This is a genomic window from Clostridium aromativorans (assembly GCF_020908015.1).
Taxonomy (GTDB): Bacteria; Bacillota; Clostridia; order Clostridiales; family Clostridiaceae; genus Clostridium_B; species Clostridium_B aromativorans.
Genome location: NZ_JAJJPB010000021.1, coordinates 23,894 through 41,119, shown reverse-complemented (window position 1 = coordinate 41,119; position 17,226 = coordinate 23,894). Strand labels below are relative to the sequence as shown.

12 protein-coding genes, 1 pseudogene and 3 riboswitches are annotated in these 17,226 nt (G+C 36.0%); of the genes and pseudogenes, 1 reads left to right on the top strand and 12 read right to left on the bottom strand.

Annotated features, from left to right (window positions below):
• Positions 1–2: 2 nt before the first annotated feature.
• The 5 genes from LN736_RS14080 to LN736_RS14060 all read right to left on the bottom strand — a co-directional run bounded on the left by LN736_RS14080 (position 3) and on the right by LN736_RS14060 (position 6,548).
• Entirely contained in the window at positions 3–2,375 is a 2,373-nt protein-coding gene (locus LN736_RS14080) for a glycyl radical protein (protein WP_150355504.1), read from the bottom strand.
• 214 nt (positions 2,376–2,589) lie between these two features.
• Positions 2,590–3,768: a trans-sulfuration enzyme family protein gene (locus LN736_RS14075; protein ID WP_150355503.1), complete on the bottom strand. Its 1,179-nt coding sequence runs from the start codon at positions 3,766–3,768 to the stop codon at positions 2,590–2,592.
• Between the two features lie 127 nt (positions 3,769–3,895).
• Entirely contained in the window at positions 3,896–4,726 is an 831-nt protein-coding gene (locus tag LN736_RS14070; RefSeq protein ID WP_229981779.1) for a MetQ/NlpA family ABC transporter substrate-binding protein, read from the bottom strand.
• A 25-nt stretch (positions 4,727–4,751) separates the two neighbouring features.
• Entirely contained in the window at positions 4,752–5,432 is a 681-nt protein-coding gene (locus LN736_RS14065) for a methionine ABC transporter permease (RefSeq protein ID WP_150355501.1), read from the bottom strand.
• Positions 5,433–5,471: 39 nt separating this feature from the next.
• Positions 5,472–6,548, bottom strand: a complete 1,077-nt coding sequence (locus tag LN736_RS14060) for a methionine ABC transporter ATP-binding protein (protein WP_229981778.1) — start codon at positions 6,546–6,548, stop codon at positions 5,472–5,474.
• 124 nt (positions 6,549–6,672) lie between these two features.
• A riboswitch (SAM riboswitch) is annotated at positions 6,673–6,774 on the bottom strand.
• Positions 6,775–6,919: 145 nt separating this feature from the next.
• A riboswitch (SAM riboswitch) is annotated at positions 6,920–7,033 on the top strand.
• A 69-nt stretch (positions 7,034–7,102) separates the two neighbouring features.
• Between LN736_RS14060 and LN736_RS14055 the strand changes: the two genes are divergently transcribed.
• Entirely contained in the window at positions 7,103–8,302 is a 1,200-nt protein-coding gene (locus tag LN736_RS14055) for a M20 family metallopeptidase (protein ID WP_150355499.1), read from the top strand.
• Positions 8,303–8,411: 109 nt separating this feature from the next.
• Here the strand turns inward: LN736_RS14055 and LN736_RS14050 are convergent, their stop codons facing one another.
• From LN736_RS14050 to LN736_RS14020, 7 genes and pseudogenes are all read right to left on the bottom strand, one after another.
• Positions 8,412–10,019, bottom strand: coding sequence for a gamma-glutamyltransferase family protein (locus LN736_RS14050; RefSeq protein WP_150355498.1), 1,608 nt, complete (start codon positions 10,017–10,019; stop codon positions 8,412–8,414).
• Positions 10,020–10,060: 41 nt separating this feature from the next.
• A complete protein-coding gene (gene ade / locus LN736_RS14045) occupies positions 10,061–11,767 on the bottom strand; it encodes an adenine deaminase (protein WP_229981777.1) in 1,707 nt (568 codons plus the stop codon).
• Between the two features lie 68 nt (positions 11,768–11,835).
• Positions 11,836–11,933: riboswitch (purine riboswitch) on the bottom strand.
• Positions 11,934–11,966: 33 nt separating this feature from the next.
• A complete protein-coding gene (locus LN736_RS14040) occupies positions 11,967–12,755 on the bottom strand; it encodes a PhzF family phenazine biosynthesis protein (protein WP_229981776.1) in 789 nt (262 codons plus the stop codon).
• Positions 12,756–12,876: 121 nt separating this feature from the next.
• A complete protein-coding gene (locus LN736_RS14035; protein WP_229981775.1) occupies positions 12,877–13,629 on the bottom strand; it encodes a prepilin peptidase in 753 nt (250 codons plus the stop codon).
• 162 nt (positions 13,630–13,791) lie between these two features.
• Entirely contained in the window at positions 13,792–14,283 is a 492-nt protein-coding gene (locus LN736_RS14030; protein ID WP_229981774.1) for an ATP-binding protein, read from the bottom strand.
• A gap of 213 nt (positions 14,284–14,496) precedes the next feature.
• A complete protein-coding gene (gene ltrA, locus LN736_RS14025; RefSeq protein ID WP_229981773.1) occupies positions 14,497–15,786 on the bottom strand; it encodes a group II intron reverse transcriptase/maturase in 1,290 nt (429 codons plus the stop codon).
• 564 nt (positions 15,787–16,350) lie between these two features.
• A pseudogene (locus tag LN736_RS14020) lies at positions 16,351–16,839 on the bottom strand (reverse transcriptase domain-containing protein); the annotation flags it as partial.
• Between the last annotated feature and the right edge of the window lie 387 nt (positions 16,840–17,226).

Below are 17,226 nucleotides of genomic sequence, written 5' to 3'. Positions count from 1 at the left end.
TTCTACATACTTTCATGTACTGTTCTTGCGATAATTGCATCCTGAACTTCTTTTGACAAATTCACAAATTGAGTACTATAACCTGCAACACGAACTAACAGATCCTTATAATCTTCAGGTGATTCCTGAGCCTTACGCAATATTTCGTTAGACACGGTATTAAATTGTACATGAAATCCTCCCAATGAAAAATATGCTCTGATTATAGCCTCTAAATTTCTAAGTCCCCTATCTGACTTTAAAAATTCAGGTGACAATCTCAAATTCAAAAGTGTACCCCCTGTGTGTACATCATGATTGACCTTTGCTGCTGATTTCATTGCAGCAAGCAGCGTGTTCGTATCGCTTCCCGTAAATGGCGATACTCCCTCTGACAAAGGTGTTCCTGCCTTTCTGCCGCAGGGCGTCGCTCCTATTACTCTGCCTGTAGGTATATAATTGGAAATACCCATAAATGCCGAATTGAATTTAGAACCAAAAATATCTTTGTACTTTGTAACTTCTCTATAATAAAAATCAGAAATTTCCACTGCAATGGAGTCTACATATTCATTGTCATTTCCGTATTTTGGAACTGACAGTGCTTTCTTCCGCAACTCTTCATATCCATTCCAATCCGCATCCATTGCTTTGTTTAGCTCCTCAAGAGTAGTAATATCTTCTTCAAAAACCAACTTTTTTATTACAGCTAGAGAATTTGATACAACTCCCAAACCTATTCCTGTTAAAACAGGCCCTATATTGTACTTGGCACCGCCTTTGCTCAAATCTCTACCTTTATCCATACATCCATCCACACAGGTTGACAAAAATGGCCTTGGAACTAGCTCTGTGTGGAGCTGTTGCGCTATTACCGTTCCAATAACAGTATGTTTTATTAAATTTGCAAGCTGTTTCAAAAAGGCGTTTTTCACCTCTTCATAAGTATCAAATTCAGATGCATTTTTTTCGCTGAGCCCCATAGATTCATGAGTCAATCTACTTTTACCTTCATTTAATGCATATTCAAGTGCTGCCCCAAAATTGATATTTGCCGCTGATGTCCATTCCCCTGTCTTCCTAAAATGAGGTACTACACAGCCGCAATTGTTCCAATCCCTCGCATCTTCAGGTTCATACCCCGCCCTCAAAAGCATCTGTGAGCCAACGTTATCATTATGAATGGCAGGAAATCCAGTTCCCGTTTTAACCAGCTTGCATACTGCCATTAAAAATTCTTCAGGACATCCCGAATGAATTCGAACGCTTAAACCCGGCTGATGGGTTTTTACATTTGCTGTTGCCTTAAGGCACATGTATGATAGATCATTTGTGGCATCACTTCCATCTCTTTTTCTGCCACCAACCGTTAAATTTTGGAATTGATTATACCCTGCAAAATAACCAGCTGTATTAGAAGATATTGTCCATATCCATTCGGATAGCTTAATCCATAGAGCTTCTATTAATTCTTGAGCTTTTTCCTCTGTTATTTTATTTGATTTAATATCAGATTCATAATAAGGGTACATATATTGATCAAATCTTCCTAAATTAAGGGAAAGAGGGTTCTCAGAAATTATACAGCCCAATTGCACAAACCATAGAAATTGAATTGCTTCATAAAACGTTTCAGGTTGATTTTCAGGTACCTTTTTACATATTCTTGATATTTCCATCAATTCATTTTTCCTCTCAAGGCTGTTTTCTTCTCTTGCAAGCTCTTCTGCTTTATCAGAATACCGATTTGCAAATTTTATTATTCCAGAAGCCACAATTTTTACAGACCTGTAAAAATTCACTTTATCAATGTTTTCCACGGAGGTTTCCTCCAATTCACTTAAATGCTCTTCAGCTTCACTCTTAATTTTCCCATACCCTTTTGCAAATAATATATCCTGGTAATCCGGAGTAATTTCGCCAACTGCCTGTCTCCATTTTGAATCAGTATCGATTATCCCAGTATCAATCAGTAATTTTGCAGTTTCTTTAGGTACTCTTTTTAAGAAACATTCTTCCAGGGATTTACCTTTCCAATATGGAAATATTTTATCACGTACAAACTGCCTCTGGCTATCTGTAATATAATAAGGATCCTGGGGCCTTTTATCAAAGGAATCCATCTCCTTGTCAACCCATTTCCATGAATATTCAGGAGTAAGTATGCCGGTTCTCTTAAATTTTCCCGCTGTTCCCACAATCAGCTCATTCTCAAATATATTTACAGGGAGCTCTTCACATGCTTTTAAGAAAGCTTTTGCTCTTCTAATAGACAATGGTTCCCCCTCTGTACTCTCATGAGATTCAGTCCAAATTTTTGCTCTTTCATAACAAATAGATGGCTTTGAGTTTAAATAACCCTGCCTAAGCTCTTCAATTCTATCCGTAACACTCATCATCACACCTCCATAATAAATTCATATAATTATTTCTATATAATATATGTATATTATATATTGTATACAATATTCATGTCAATGATCTTGTAAATATAAACACAATTTTTATTTAAAAGCTGACACTTTAATTTAACGATAAAAATTACAGAAACAAAGAGAAACTGTTACACTATCTGTGCAACAGTCTCATAAAAATTATTTTACCAAGTTTTCATATTTTATTTAAAGCCTTGTCAAATTCAGAGATCAAATCATCTACATCTTCAAGACCTGTAGAAATACGTATTAGGCCCTTGGATATACCTGCTTTACGCAGTTCATCATCATTTAGTGCCCTATGTGAAGTCTTTACGGGATATGATACAGATGTAGCCACACCTGCTAGGCTAGGTACAAATTTCACAGTGTCGAGTGCCCTTATAAGTTCATAAGCTCCCCTTTCACCATTTACAACATCAATGCTCAACATTCCTCCATACAAACCATTGATGAAATTTTTACTGGCCATTTTGTTGGAAGGTGAAGATTTCAATCCAGGATAATGAACTTTTTTCACTTTACTGTGCTTCTCCAAGAAATCTCCCAATTGCATAGCATTTTGGGAATGCTTAATCATTCTAATTTCCAGAGTCCTAAGACTTCTTATAAGAAGCCATGCATCAAAAGGACTCATCATAGGTCCATAGAGTGCAGATATATTTCTTATATTTTGAGTAAGATATTTATCTGAAACCACAATTCCACCAGTTACATCACTGTGGCCACACAAATATTTTGTAGCGCTATACACCACTATATCTGCTCCAAGTTTTATTGGTTGGCATACTATAGGAGTGGCAAAAGTGTTGTCCACAATCAATTTGGCTTTATGAACATGAGCAATATTTGATATTGTCCTCAAGTCAGCAACCTCCATAAGCGGATTCGATATAGTTTCCACATACACCAATTTTGTATTAGGTCTGAAATATTTCTCTATGGAATCATTTATAGTATTCACAAAAGTAACATCTATATTGAATTTACTCAATTCATTCTTAAGAAATTGATAAGTTCCACCGTATAGTACATTATCTGCAATTATATGATCTCCTGCCTTTACCAGAGATAAAATAGACATGGAAACAGCTGCCATGCCAGATGAAAAAACCTGCGCATCCTCTCCTTCATCGATACTGAACATTATTTCCTTCAATGCATCATGAACTGGATTTCCATTTCTGGAATACACATACCCTTTGGCCTTTCCCTCATAGACTTCATCCAGTGTTTCCACATCATCAAAAGCAAATACAGAAGTCATAGAAATAGGCAAAGTCTTGGATTTAGAAATGGATTCCGGATTTTGTTCTCCACGGTGAATGAGCTTTGTAGCAAAACTTCTATTCATAATAAACTCCTCCAAATACTGCTAATATTATTCTTATACTTACAACTTATATAACATCTATTTTATCTAAATCCTCTACACAAGTAAATATCTTTATAAAATAATATTCTCTTCATTTTAATCAGACTTAAAAAACAGGAATTTCTGATCCTTTATATGTGTCTTTTATAAGCTGTTTTATCTCGTCAGTCTGATAGGCTTTAACCACCTTTTTATAAGTGGCATTGTTTTTATCTTTATCTCTAGCTGCAATTACATTTATATACGGCTTTGCATTTTTATTTGATACATCCTCTAGATAAATTGAATCCTTAACTGGATTAAGTTTGGCATCTATAGCCACACCACTGTTTATTATAGCTGCATCTACATCTTCAAGTGATCTGGGAATTTGGGTAGCAACAAGTTCTACAAATTGAATATTCTTTGGATTTCCAGTTACATCTTGAAGTTTTGGTAGAAGTCCCACTCCCTCTTTCAATTTTATCAAGCCTGCACTTTGAAGCAGGTTCAATCCTCTGCCCTCATTTGTAGGATCATTTGGAATAGCTATTTTTGCACCTTCTTTAATGTCTTTAATGGATTTTATTTTATGTGAGTATACTCCAAGCGGTGCGAGTACAGTCTCACCTATAGCACTGATTTTCAGATTGTGCTGTGCTTTAAATTTATTGAGATAAGCATAGTGTTGAAATGAATTCAAGTCAATTTCACCATCGGAAAGTGCCATATTAGGACGTACGTAATCTGAAAAACTCACAATCTGCAGATCAATATTTTCCTTTGCCAGATTTTCTTTAACTTTGTCCCAAATCTTATGATCATCACCGGTTATGCCTATCTTAACCACCTGCTTTTTACTGCTAGAAGTTTGTCCAGTACTGTTACTAGAACCACAGCCTGCCAAAACCCCTAAAGATAATACGAGTGTTAAAAATAACACTAAAATTTTTTTCATTACTAAGACCTCCCTAATCTTTAAATTAATGTGTTGTTATTTTTGATAAAATATCTCCTACAAATTGAATGACATTTACAATAATCAAGAGCACAATTATAGTAGCTACCATAACATCTGTCTGGAAATATTGATATCCATAGCGTATGGCGAAATCGCCAAGACCCCCTCCTCCTACAGTACCTGCCATAGCAGATAATCCAATAAGACTTATAATTGTTATTGTAAGAGAATGAATGATTCCCGGCAGTCCTTCAAGAAGCATTACTCTGAAAATTATTCCAAAGGGACCTGAACCCATTGATTGCGCCGCTTCAATTACTCCCTTATCTATTTCAAGCAGCGCGGATTCAATTTGCCTGGCAATAAATGGAGTACAGCCGAATATAAGAGGCACCAGGGCTCCTCTTGTACCTATGGTAGTACCTACTAAAAGTCTTGTAAGTGGGATTATAGCTGCAAGAAGGATAATAAATGGTATAGATCTGAAAATATTTATTATTTTGCCAAGTATACTGTTAACAATTCTATTTTCAAGTATACCTCCTTCTTGTGTAACAACCAGGGTAATTCCCATTATTGTTCCAGCTACTGTAGATATAATTCCTGAAACAGCCACCATATAAAAAGTTTCAAATATGGCTTTTAGCATTTCAGGATATAAATTCACCAAATTTGGTGCTATTTTTGCTAAAAATTCATTCATTTTATCACCTTCAAAAATTTAAAAATTCATATTTTAGATTCAATTACTTCCAACTTTTAATTTATCACTATCATTTTTAATACCTACGTATTCCACATGTATGCTATTTTCTTCAAGGTATGCTATTGAATTATCTATACTCTCATCCGTTCCATTTAACTTCACTATCAAATTTCCTATAGGTACATTTTGAATAATTTCTACATTCCCAAATAGTATACTGGCATCTATTTTAAATTTTCGAGAAATTTTCGAGATAAATGCCTGACCTGTTTTTTGCCCTGTAAAGGATATTTTAACAATACTTTCTCCTTCAGTTACCTGTTTAAGTTCACCCATCGAACTTCCCTTTTCAAGAAAATCATATATTTTCTCATAATGAAATAGTGAAGATATAAATTTTTTGGTTATAGGAGCTTTTGGATTTGTAAATATATCTATTATATTCCCCTGTTCAACTATTTCACCAGAATCTATTACTGCCACTCTCTGACATATTTCCTTTACTACCTCCATTTGATGAGTTATTACTACTATAGTCAATTTCAAATTTTCATTAATACCTTTTAAAAGTTTTAAAATTGACTGAGTTGTCTGTGGATCCAGAGCCGATGTGGCCTCGTCACATAAAAGCACTTCAGGATCATTGGCCAGTGCCCTGGCAATTCCAACTCTCTGTTTTTGCCCGCCGCTCAGCTGTGAAGGATACACTTTTATTTTGTCATTTAGTTCCACCAGTCTTAAAAGATCCAGTACTTTTTTCTCTATCTCATTTTTGCTAAAGCCCTTTCTCTTTAAAGGATAGGCCACATTCTCAAATACCGTTCTATTTTTCATGAGATTAAAATTTTGAAATATCATTCCAATTTTTTCTCTGCTCTTTCTCAATTCTCTTGGAGATAAACGAGTTAGATTCTTTCCATTTACGATTACTTCTCCGGAAGTCGGCTTTTCCAATAAATTTATACAGCGAATTAAAGTGCTTTTTCCCGCTCCACTGTACCCTATGATTCCAAAGATCTCACCAGCTTTAATGTGAAGATTGACATTTTTTAAGGCTTCCACTGTATTAGTTTTACCTGTATAAGTCTTGTTGATATTTTTTAGCCATATCATACTTTTCCCTCCTCTAAAATCATCTATTGCAATTTTACAGTAATTTTATTCATAAAAAATCCCCTTCCTAAAAGAAGGGGATACACGGCATTAAAAAAAACCCGCGGAAGGGTTTTTATACCTTTCCTCATCTTTCAGAACAACGTTCTGCTGGATTTAGCACCATCACACAAATGTGGTTGCTGAAACTTCAAAGGGCCAGTCCCTCAGTTTCTCTTGATAAGGATATATTCAATTTTTTCAAATTACTTTATAAGCTAAATTATACAACTTATTTTTATTATGTCAATATGTAATTTCTAATAATCATTTTTGTTGACAAAATTACTTAAAAGCTCTATTATATTTAGTAGTCAGTTTAATATGCAAAATTCTTATCCAGAGAGGTGGAGGGAATGGCCCTTTGAAACCTCGGCAGCAGATCTTTTTAAAAGATACTGTGCCAATTCCAGCAAGTTTATTTTTATAGGCTTGAAAGATAAGAAGAGAATTTAAATATCTCTTCTTTGTTTCAAAGAAGATTTTTTTTATGCAAAAAAGAGGAGGTTTTTATTATGAACATAAAATATATCAAGGATTTTCAACAGGACATAATAAATGGAATCGAAAATAGCAAAAATGCTTATATAAATATAAGCCACCAAATACACAGTCATCCTGAGATAGGAAATGAGGAATTTTTTTCTTCCAAATTACTTATAGATACCTTGAAAAAGGAAGGATTTTCTATAGAAAAAGCAGCAGCAGGCCATCCTACTTCTTTTATAGCCAGGAAAAAATCAAATAAAAATTCCAGTACAGTTATCGGATTTTTGGCAGAATATGATGCTCTTCCCAATTTAGGACATGCCTGCGGCCACAACATCATAGGCACGGCAAGTACAGCTGCAGCTATTTCCCTGTCAAAGCTTATAGATGAAACTGGCGGGGAAATTGTTGTATTTGGTACTCCTGCTGAAGAAGGAGGAGAAAATGGCAGTGCAAAAGCGAGCTTTGTAAAACATAATTTATTTAAGGATGTAGACGCCTGTATGATGATTCATCCTGGAAATGAGAACTATAGAACGGTTAAATCTCTGGCCAATGACCCAATTCAATTTGAATTTATAGGAAAAGCCGCTCATGCAGCAGCTTGTCCTGAAAAAGGAATAAACGCCCTTGATGGAGTAATCCAATTATTTAATGGAATAAATGCCCTAAGACAACATGTAACCAGTGATGTGAGAATACACGGTATAATAACCGATGGCGGATATGCCCCAAACATAGTTCCGGATTATGCCAGAGCAAAATTTTTCATACGTGCCTCTGAAAGAAATACCTGCGATCAGGTTACAGAAAAAGTTAAAAATATTGCCAGAGGAGCATCTTTGAGCACAGGAACTAAGGTTAACATAAGTTTTTTCCAGAATAAGATAGATAATTTTCTCATAAACGACAAATTTGATGATGTGTTTGCAGAAAATCTAGAATCACTGGGAGTTCATATAAAAAATAAAATTCCAGAAGGGCTTGGTTCTACAGACGCAGGTAACGTGAGCCATGTGGTTCCAACTATACATCCCCATATAAAAATAGGAGATGACAAATTAGTAGGCCATACTCCAGAATTCCGTGAAGCCGCTATATCAAAACAAGGAGATAATGCTCTTATAATTGGAGCCAAAGCTCTAGCACTGACAGGCCTCACTCTGCTTACTGATAAAAACAAACTCAATGCAATTAAGGAAGAATTCAGCAGGCAGCATTCCTAAAAAATATTTACAGGTATCCACCTGAACCTTTATCCGATGGTTGCCGGCACTTATCTACAACTTTAAGGAGTTGATAGTTTTAGCAATGGTAGCGGTCGGATAAAATTACCTACCAGGAATATACAGTACCATCACTTCTCCAATCTGTACCACCGAATAGAACTCCATTTTCATTTTTCCATATTATCTGTCCCCTGCCAAATACACTTGTATCAATTTCATAATCTACATCATGGCCTCTTTCATACAAATTCTCTGCCAAATTTGAAGAAAACTGCTTTTCAAGGCTTACATTTTTACCTGAGGTCCAGAACCATCTGGGTGCATCCAATGCCGCCTGAGGATTCAACCCAAAGTCAATAAAATTCATCAGTACTTGAATATGCCCCTGCGGCTGCATAAATGCTCCCATAACTCCGAAGGGACCTATGGGCCTATTACCTTTCATCAAAAATCCTGGAATTATAGTATGGTAGGGTTTCTTTTCAGGTTCCAGGAAATTTACATGATTTGGATCAAGTGAAAAGCTATTTCCCCTATTGTGAAGGGCAATTCCCGTTCCAGGTACAACCAAGCCAGAGCCAAAACCCATATAATTGCTCTGTATATAAGATACCATGTTTCCCTCGCCATCTGCAGTGGCAAGATAAACAGTTCCACCGTTTATATTTTTATACACCTTGGGCATGAAAGCAGTTTCTGTTATTTGCTTTCTTCTCTCTTCTGCATAAGATTCAGATAATAAGTCTCCTATATTGACTTTCATTTTTTTTGCATCAGTAACATATTTTAAAGAATCTTCAAAAGCCAATTTTATAGCTTCAATCTGCTTGTGACAGGTATCCACTGAGTCTTTTTCACCAAATTCAAACCCCTTCAGTATATTAAGTGCCATTAAAGCTGTTATTCCCTGTCCATTTGGAGGCATTTCATATACATCATAGCCCCTATAATTTACACTTATTGGATCCATCCACTCCGGTTGAAATTTTTCAAGATCCTCTCTTCTTATGTATCCACCAGTATCTTTGGAGAATTTATCTATTTTTTCCGCCAGTTCTCCCCTGTAAAAAGCTTCTCCTAAGGTCTCAGCTATAGTTTTTAAAGTTTTCCCGTGATCCCTTAAAGTTACAATTTCTCCTATCCTAGGTGCTCTTTCCTTAGGTGAGAAAGTTTCAAACCAGTATTTAAATTCGTCACCTTTCAAATAATGTTTGAATTCTCTGTAGGATTTTTCCCAAAGGTGCCCTACAGTAGGCGTAACAGGATAACCTTCTTCTGCATATTCCACAGCAGGTGCTAAAAGTTTTTCAAAAGGAAGCTTCCCAAATCTTTTCCAAAGCGCCGACCATGCAGCAGGAATACCTGGAACATTTACAGGTGCCCATCCGAACCTCGGCATTTGTTTATACCCCTTACTTCTCAACATATCCACAGATATTTTTTCTGGTGAGGGTCCACTGGAATTTAAGCCATAGAGTTTTCCCTTATAATAAACTATCGCAAAAGCATCTCCTCCAATTCCATTGGAAGTGGGTTCGCATACAGTTAAGGCTGCTGCTGCAGCCACAGCAGCATCTACAGCATTCCCTCCATTTTTTAGAATCTCAAACCCAGCCTCTGCTGCAAAATTCTGTGAAGTAGCTACCATCCCATTCTTCCCATAGGATACAGCCCTGGACGTTTTATATGGATTATATAAATTATCAGATCTCATAGTTATCCTCCCAAATATATTTAATTGCATAATTGCACTTCTTAATTTTCTGTTATCATTTCAATTTTCTCCACATCAAATAAGCCCTTATCCGTAAGTCGGATTTTAGGAATGACAGGAAGTGCCATAAATGACAAAGTAATAAAAGGATCTATTCCATCATGAACTCCCATTTTCCTGGCAGTATCAATCATAGTCTTTACTTTCCTCTGAACTACACCACTTGGCAGATTACTCATCAATCCCCCAATTGGAAGAGGCAAACTTTCAATTATCTTTCCATTTGAGGCAATGACGTATCCGCCCTGTAGTTTTTTTAAACAATTAACTGCAGCAACTATATCTCCGTCATTATCGCCGGCAACTATAATGTTATGGGAATCATGAGACACCGTAGTTGCAATTGCACCTCTTTCTATTCCAAATCCTTTTAATGGAGCTACTGATACATGATCTGTCTTTCCATGCCTTTCTATTACACAGAGTTTATTATAGTCCCCATTTGGTACAAAAATATCTCCCTTTCCTGGAATTTTTTCAAAAAGATGTTCTGTTGTCAGTTGTCTTTTTACAATTTCTATTACGTGATTTTTCTGTTTCCTTTTCAGCAGCAATCTTTCTTCATCAATAGACTTAAAAATAACTGTATTTAACATTTCTTTTTCTTTAATTTCATATTTAAACAGAGATAGATAATTATCGTCTATAATATGTCCAGATTTTAAAACAAAATCCACTTTTACCTGATTTAAATCCTTCAAAACCACGATATCTGCCATATACCCTGCGGCAACGGCTCCATGATTTTTAAGTCCGTAAAACTCAGCTGGGTAATAGGTAGCCATTTTAATTGCTTTAATAGGTGGTACCCCAAGCTCAATAGCCTTCTTTATATTATAACTTATGTGACCTTCCTTCTCAATATCGTCTAACTGTTTGTCATCAGTACAAAACATGCATTGTTCAAAAGGAAGTTTCTCATGAAGAATTCCCTTTACAATGGTTTCCAAATTTTTAGCTCCACTTCCCTCTCTTATTAAAATGTGAAAACCCGACCTCATCTTTTCAAGTGCTTCCTCAAAAGTAATACATTCATGATCATCGTCAATGCCTGCCATACGATAGGACTGGATTTCTTTCCCCTTTATTTCAGGGGCATGTCCATCTATAATCTTATCCTCAAACAGAATAATTTTATCCATTATCTCCTTTTTACCCTCTATTGCATCATGAAAACACATAACTTCCCCAAGTCCAAGAACTCTAGGGTGATTTCTGTATTTTTTCATATCTTTTGCAAGAAATTTACCTGCTCCATTGGTATCGAATTGAGTAGCTGGTACCGATGAAGGTATCATTATATATATATTAAGAGGTATATGCTCCGTGGCATCCAACAAAAAATCCAACGCCTTCTCACCTCTTACATTAACCAGCTCATGGGGATCAGCAATCAACGTGGTAGTTCCCCATTTGAGAATCACTTTTGCCAGTTCAAGGGGCATGACCATGGTTGATTCCATATGCATATGGGCATCTATAAAACCCGGTACAATGTACTCACCAGTACAATCTATTTCTTTTTCTCCACTATATTTGCCAATTCCAACGACCGTATCTTCTACAATGGCCACATCGCCTTTAATTATTTCTTCTGTAAATACATTTACTATATTGCCTCCTTTTAATACAATATCCGATTTTTCATTTCCCATTGCTGCACTTTGTTTTTTCACTCTATTTCTCATTAATATTCTCCTTTCTCATTTAGAGAAAGGTATAAAAAAACCAGCTACCGAAAAATAATTATAATATACCTATCTCTAAATATACTTATAATCAACTATTTACGGTAGCTGGTAGAAACGCTCAACCTCATTATGAGCTTATATAAGTGACCTATGTTAACTTTTATTTAATTAAATTATACTATATAAAAATTTTTTGTCAATTCTGAATAATATTAATATCTCCTATCATATAAGGTACAGCTCTTCCACTTATTTTAACTCTATCTCCAGCCATCTTGCAGTACAATATTCCCCCACGTTCTGATAACTGCTTAGCTACCATTACCCTTTTATTCAATATCCGTGACCAAAATGGTACCAAATTGCTGTGTGCTGACCCCGTTACAGGGTCTTCATTTACACCGAGTTTTGGATAAAAACAACGTGACACAAAATCCACATCTGTACCTTTAGCTGTAACAATAACTCCTAACCCCTTATCCAGTTTTACCATCTTAGAAAAATTTGGGGTTAATTTTTTAACCTGCTCTTCTGTTTCTAATACTATAAACAAGTCTCTCGATAAATATGTTTCAACCGGTTTGATACCAATAGTTTCTGAAATTATCTCATGCGATAACTTTATCTTCTTTGGTTCTCTCAAAGGGAGATCCATCTCATACAAATCACCATTTCGTTTAACTTTAAGCACCCCGCTGGCAGTATTAAATCCCATATTTTCAATTCCAACATCAACGTAATTAGAAATAACGTAAGAAGTTCCCAGAGTAGCATGTCCACATAAATCTATTTCCGATTTTGGAGTGAACCACCTTAAATCATAATTATCACCGTTTTTAATTACAAAAGCTGTTTCTGACAAATTGTTTTCAGCAGCAATCTTCTGCATTACATTATCACCTATAGGCTCATCTAAAACACATACACCTGCAGGATTTCCCTTGAACACTTCATCAGCAAAAGCATCCACAACATAATATTTCATATTGGACTCCCTCCTTTTTAATATCTGAACTCTGAACTTCGATATTTAAACAGATCCCTAGACAAGTCAAATCATTAATTATATTATACTATACTATTATTTAGACAATTATCAATATTCTTTAAAATATATAAAAATTCAGTATATCAACACCCCAAAAAATAGTTATAATTGAGGCCATTAAAATAAATGGTCCAAAAGGTATATAGTCTTTTCTGGATTTCTTACCTGATAAAATCAGAATCACTCCTGCAGCTGAGCCTAGTACAAAAGCTAAAAGCATCATCACCAGAGTGAATTTAAACCCCAGAAACAGTCCACAGAAAAGACAGATTTCCATGTCACCCCATCCCATTCCTCCTCTTGTTGCAATTATAATACTTATAAAAAATATTCCACCTAAAATTCCTCCAAGAATAAAATTCTTTATTTCAAAACCCATATACCAATACAATGCAATAAATATCAGAGCAAAGATAATACCTGCTGCCGTTGTCTTAAAATAAACATCAGTAGTGTCAAAATCTATCATTCCCACTACAATTAAAACACTTATAAATATAGCATATTTTACAAACTCAAGACCTATTCCCAGTTTCGCATAGAGCATCAGATATAGAAGTGCTGCAGCAGATTCTATTACAGGATATCTTACAGATATTTTTACACCACAGTGTCTGCATTTTCCTCCTAGTACAATGTAACTTATAATGGGCATCAGATCAAACCACTTTATTTTAGCACTGCAGTTTGTGCAGTGTGAAGGAGGATATACAACGGACTCGCCCCTTGGTATCCTGTAAATACACACATTTAGGAAACTTCCAATGGCAGCTCCAAAAATAAAGATAAAAGCAGCAAGATAAATATTCATATACACTCTCCAATTTCTATATAATTTATAGTATATACCTTTTACATTATGAACAAATCTTGCTGCGAATATTCCGATTATGTATATATTATCAAGGATGGCTTTTCTATAATCATCCGAAATATACGGTGGTAAATATTAAACTAAAAGAGGAGGCTTTAACTAGAATGGTATTTCAAGTATTACAAGAGCTCCCCCTGTAATTTCAGAATTCAACAGCTTCATACAGCCCCCATGAAGTTTCATAAAGGACTTTGCAATAAAAAGCCCCATGCCATAATGAGTTCTTGAGGTTCTGCCGCTGTCACCCCTGTAAAATTGTTCCCCGGCCAGCTGCAATTGCTCCCTTGAAAATCCCTTGCCACTATCTTCAACTGAGAAACTTATCCTGTGATCCTTTCTCTCCAGTTTGAAATTAATCTTTCCACCTTCTGGAGAATATTCAACTGCATTTGATATAACATTTAAAAGGGCCCTGTACAGTAAATTTTCATCTCCACGAAAAAATTCCGGTACATTTTCCCCTTTGCTGTTCTCAAATTGAAGATCCCTCCTAGCTGCAAGAGCCTTCCCCTGAGTTTCCAACTTTTTGAAAAATATTTTCATATTTATTTTAACTGGATTAAAAGCAATACTGCCTTCCGACTTTATCATATTTATAAGCAGCTCCAGATAACGTTCAATTTAATAGATGACAAAAAACTGTGATTTTAAAATTTCACCAGAGTAAAATTTTACTCTGGTGTTTCTTCATTGTGGTTGGTAGAAGGAAGCCTTGGTTTTACCCTTGTACTCCCAGCCCCAATCAGAACCCGGCGTGCAGTTTTTCCGCACCGGGCTCCCCAAAACAATTCACAATTATCATCGTTAGACATTTGCATGTATTAATTCTGGATAGGGTAATTTAAACCATTCCTTAGTACTTAGATAAGACCAATACATTCTATGCCTTTGACTCCTTCTTCTAAGTGACCTAATCCATTGATTAACAACTTCCTGCCGAATATATACAAGCTTATTTCTACAGTGATACAAGGAAAAGTACTGATAGAAACCTTTCAACATACTTATCAATTGCTTCTGCTGGTCTCTTCTTTTCCAGTGACTATGTCCTTTAAGCCATTTATGAGTTTTGTCCAAAAACTTTCTACAACTCTTTACTGTAGGTTTTCGGATTAATGCAAACTGTCCATTTGTACCAACCCCACTTATATGTTTAAATCCTAAGAAATCAAATGTTTCTGGCTTTTCATCATATTTAGCTTTTCTTTCTCTTGCATATCTCCCAAAAGAAAGAAGTCTCGTCTTTTCCTCTGCAAGTTCTAAACTAAACTTGTTCATTCGGTATTTTGAATACTTCTCAAACTTTTCTGCATCTCTTTTATATTGAAAGCAAGCCACATAGTCATCAGCAAACCTTATCAGGTATGCTTCGCCTTGTGCATATGTTTTATATTTCTTCGCAAACCATAAATCTAAAACATAGTGAAGATAAATATTTGCAAGTAATGGGCTGATTGGTCCACCTTGAGGCGTTCCTTTTGTATTTATTGTAACTACCCCATTAATCATTACTCCTGCTCTTAACCATTTCCCTATCATACTAATTATTACAGGGTCGGCTATTCTCAGCTTTATCATTTTCATCAACCATTGATGGTTTATATTATTAAAGTATCCCCTAATATCGGCCTCATATATAAATCTTACTTTCTTCTTTACTATGCATTCTCTTAGTGTTTTGAGTGCTTGATGAGGATTTCTCCTTGGTCTAAATCCATATGAGAAATCCATAAATTCTTGTTCATATATGGATTCAAGAATTCTTGCTACCGCACGTTGTACAAGCCTATCTTCTACAGTAGGAATGCCTAAAGGGCGTGTTTTACCATTACCTTTTGGTATATCTACACGCCTTACCGGCGGCGCTTTGTATTTCTTTTCTTTCATTCTCTTCCATATATCTTTTACTCTTTCATCAATATTATATTCAAACTCTTTAGTTGTTTCTCCGTCTACGCCACTTGTCCCTTTCCTATTCATCATCTTCCATGTTTCTTTTAGAAATTCAGGAGTTATAATGTGGGCTAAAGACGTAAATACTGCTTTCTTGTCTTTGCGAGCTTTAATCGCTATCTCTTCCAATTTTGTTGACATATTCATCTACCTCTGTTTGTGTAGTTTATGTTTCCTTGACGAGAATTCATTTTGTCCTGTCGCTTCCCCATGTACGTGGCTTTCCCACGCTCCAAGTACTACCAACAAGTCCGACTCCCGTCACAGCTTCCGCTTGCTTGTGGATGGTCCTTTCGGCTTGCGTACTCTGCATTTGCAAAGACCGTGACGGGTCTCCCGGGTTCCTTGACAATTCCTTTTCATCCATGCCATGCTCTCAGACCCCGCCGGAGTCTCTGTGGTCCCTGCTCCAACAGCCAATCCTGTAACAAATGCCATGCTCTCAGACCCCGCCGGAGTCTCCATTTCCCTCGCCTTTATCAGGAAACTACTATAGCCTTCCAAGTATTCGACCTTGTCGGCCTCCGGACGTACTAACGAGGCTCAATCGCTTCACTTACGTTATGGCCTAGATTCGCTCTATCTACGCTTAGTCTGTGTCGTTACCTTCACAGACCCAAGACTCGATTTCAGGTGAGGCGGCTGTACCTCTTTCCTGAGTTGGAATTTCACCAACTGAAATTGCCCGGCTTAGCCCGGCGCACCAAAGAAAGAGCAGATATCTCCCTCAATAAACCATTTGGTACCAATAAAGTTTGTTTGTATTTGTGATAGAGCTGTATGACAACTCTTGTTTGGTCTAAACCCATGTGAATATTTAGAAAACTGACTTTCATAAATTGCTTCTAAAATCATTCGGATAACTTCTTGAACTAATTTATCTTTGAAACTTGGTATTCCCAATGGTCTTTTCTTACCATTCTTTTTCGGAATATATACTCGTCTAACAGGTGTTGGTTGATATTGTTCAGTTTTCATTAAATCAATCAACTGATGGATTTGTTTCATACTAAAGCCGTCAATGGTTTCATTATCAACACCTTTTGTTAAATTACCTGTTTTATGAGCAATTCTTCCATATGCCATAATATAGAACTGTTCGTTGAATAAATTTCTATATAATCTTTGAAATTGATATTCAGCTTTTGTTGATTGCTTGACTAGATTGTCTAATATCACTTCTGGATTTCTCATTGAGCATCACGCTCCTTCCTAAAATTCATTAAACTTAATAAGTTGATTCCCTTCGCCCTGTACTAGGCTTTCCCTAGCTCCGACTACTACGAAATCTCCGTTACCATATTAGATATTCAGTGCCATCTTTCTTGAGTTTCCCCTTGAAATTTATCACAATTAAAAGCATTGCACATAGCTGTTTCTAGCATTCTAACTTAGGCAATCCCCATTTAGTACTTGGTAGACTAACTTCATAAGATATCGGATGTGACGTTCGTCTGTTTATCTATCTCTATGGAAAGACTTGAATCTGGAAATACCAGTAATATACGTATCTACGATGTGTACATTACCCAAATTCACTTAACGTAAATAGTTATCGTTCCGTTAAGAGGTTCTATATCC

Coding starts and splice junctions, on each gene's coding strand:
- LN736_RS14075 (WP_150355503.1), bottom strand. CDS start 3,768: ATGAATAGAAGTTTTGCTACAAAGCTCATTCACCGTGGAGAACAAAAT.
- LN736_RS14040 (WP_229981776.1), bottom strand. CDS start 12,755: ATGAAATATTATGTTGTGGATGCTTTTGCTGATGAAGTGTTCAAGGGA.
- LN736_RS14035 (WP_229981775.1), bottom strand. CDS start 13,629: ATGAATATTTATCTTGCTGCTTTTATCTTTATTTTTGGAGCTGCCATT.
- LN736_RS14070 (WP_229981779.1), bottom strand. CDS start 4,726: ATGAAAAAAATTTTAGTGTTATTTTTAACACTCGTATTATCTTTAGGG.
- ade (WP_229981777.1), bottom strand. CDS start 11,767: ATGAGAAATAGAGTGAAAAAACAAAGTGCAGCAATGGGAAATGAAAAA.
- LN736_RS14060 (WP_229981778.1), bottom strand. CDS start 6,548: ATGATATGGCTAAAAAATATCAACAAGACTTATACAGGTAAAACTAAT.
- LN736_RS14050 (WP_150355498.1), bottom strand. CDS start 10,019: ATGAGATCTGATAATTTATATAATCCATATAAAACGTCCAGGGCTGTA.
- LN736_RS14080 (WP_150355504.1), bottom strand. CDS start 2,375: ATGAGTGTTACGGATAGAATTGAAGAGCTTAGGCAGGGTTATTTAAAC.
- LN736_RS14065 (WP_150355501.1), bottom strand. CDS start 5,432: ATGAATGAATTTTTAGCAAAAATAGCACCAAATTTGGTGAATTTATAT.
- LN736_RS14030 (WP_229981774.1), bottom strand. CDS start 14,283: ATGATAAAGTCGGAAGGCAGTATTGCTTTTAATCCAGTTAAAATAAAT.
- ltrA (WP_229981773.1), bottom strand. CDS start 15,786: ATGTCAACAAAATTGGAAGAGATAGCGATTAAAGCTCGCAAAGACAAG.
- LN736_RS14055 (WP_150355499.1), top strand. CDS start 7,103: ATGAACATAAAATATATCAAGGATTTTCAACAGGACATAATAAATGGA.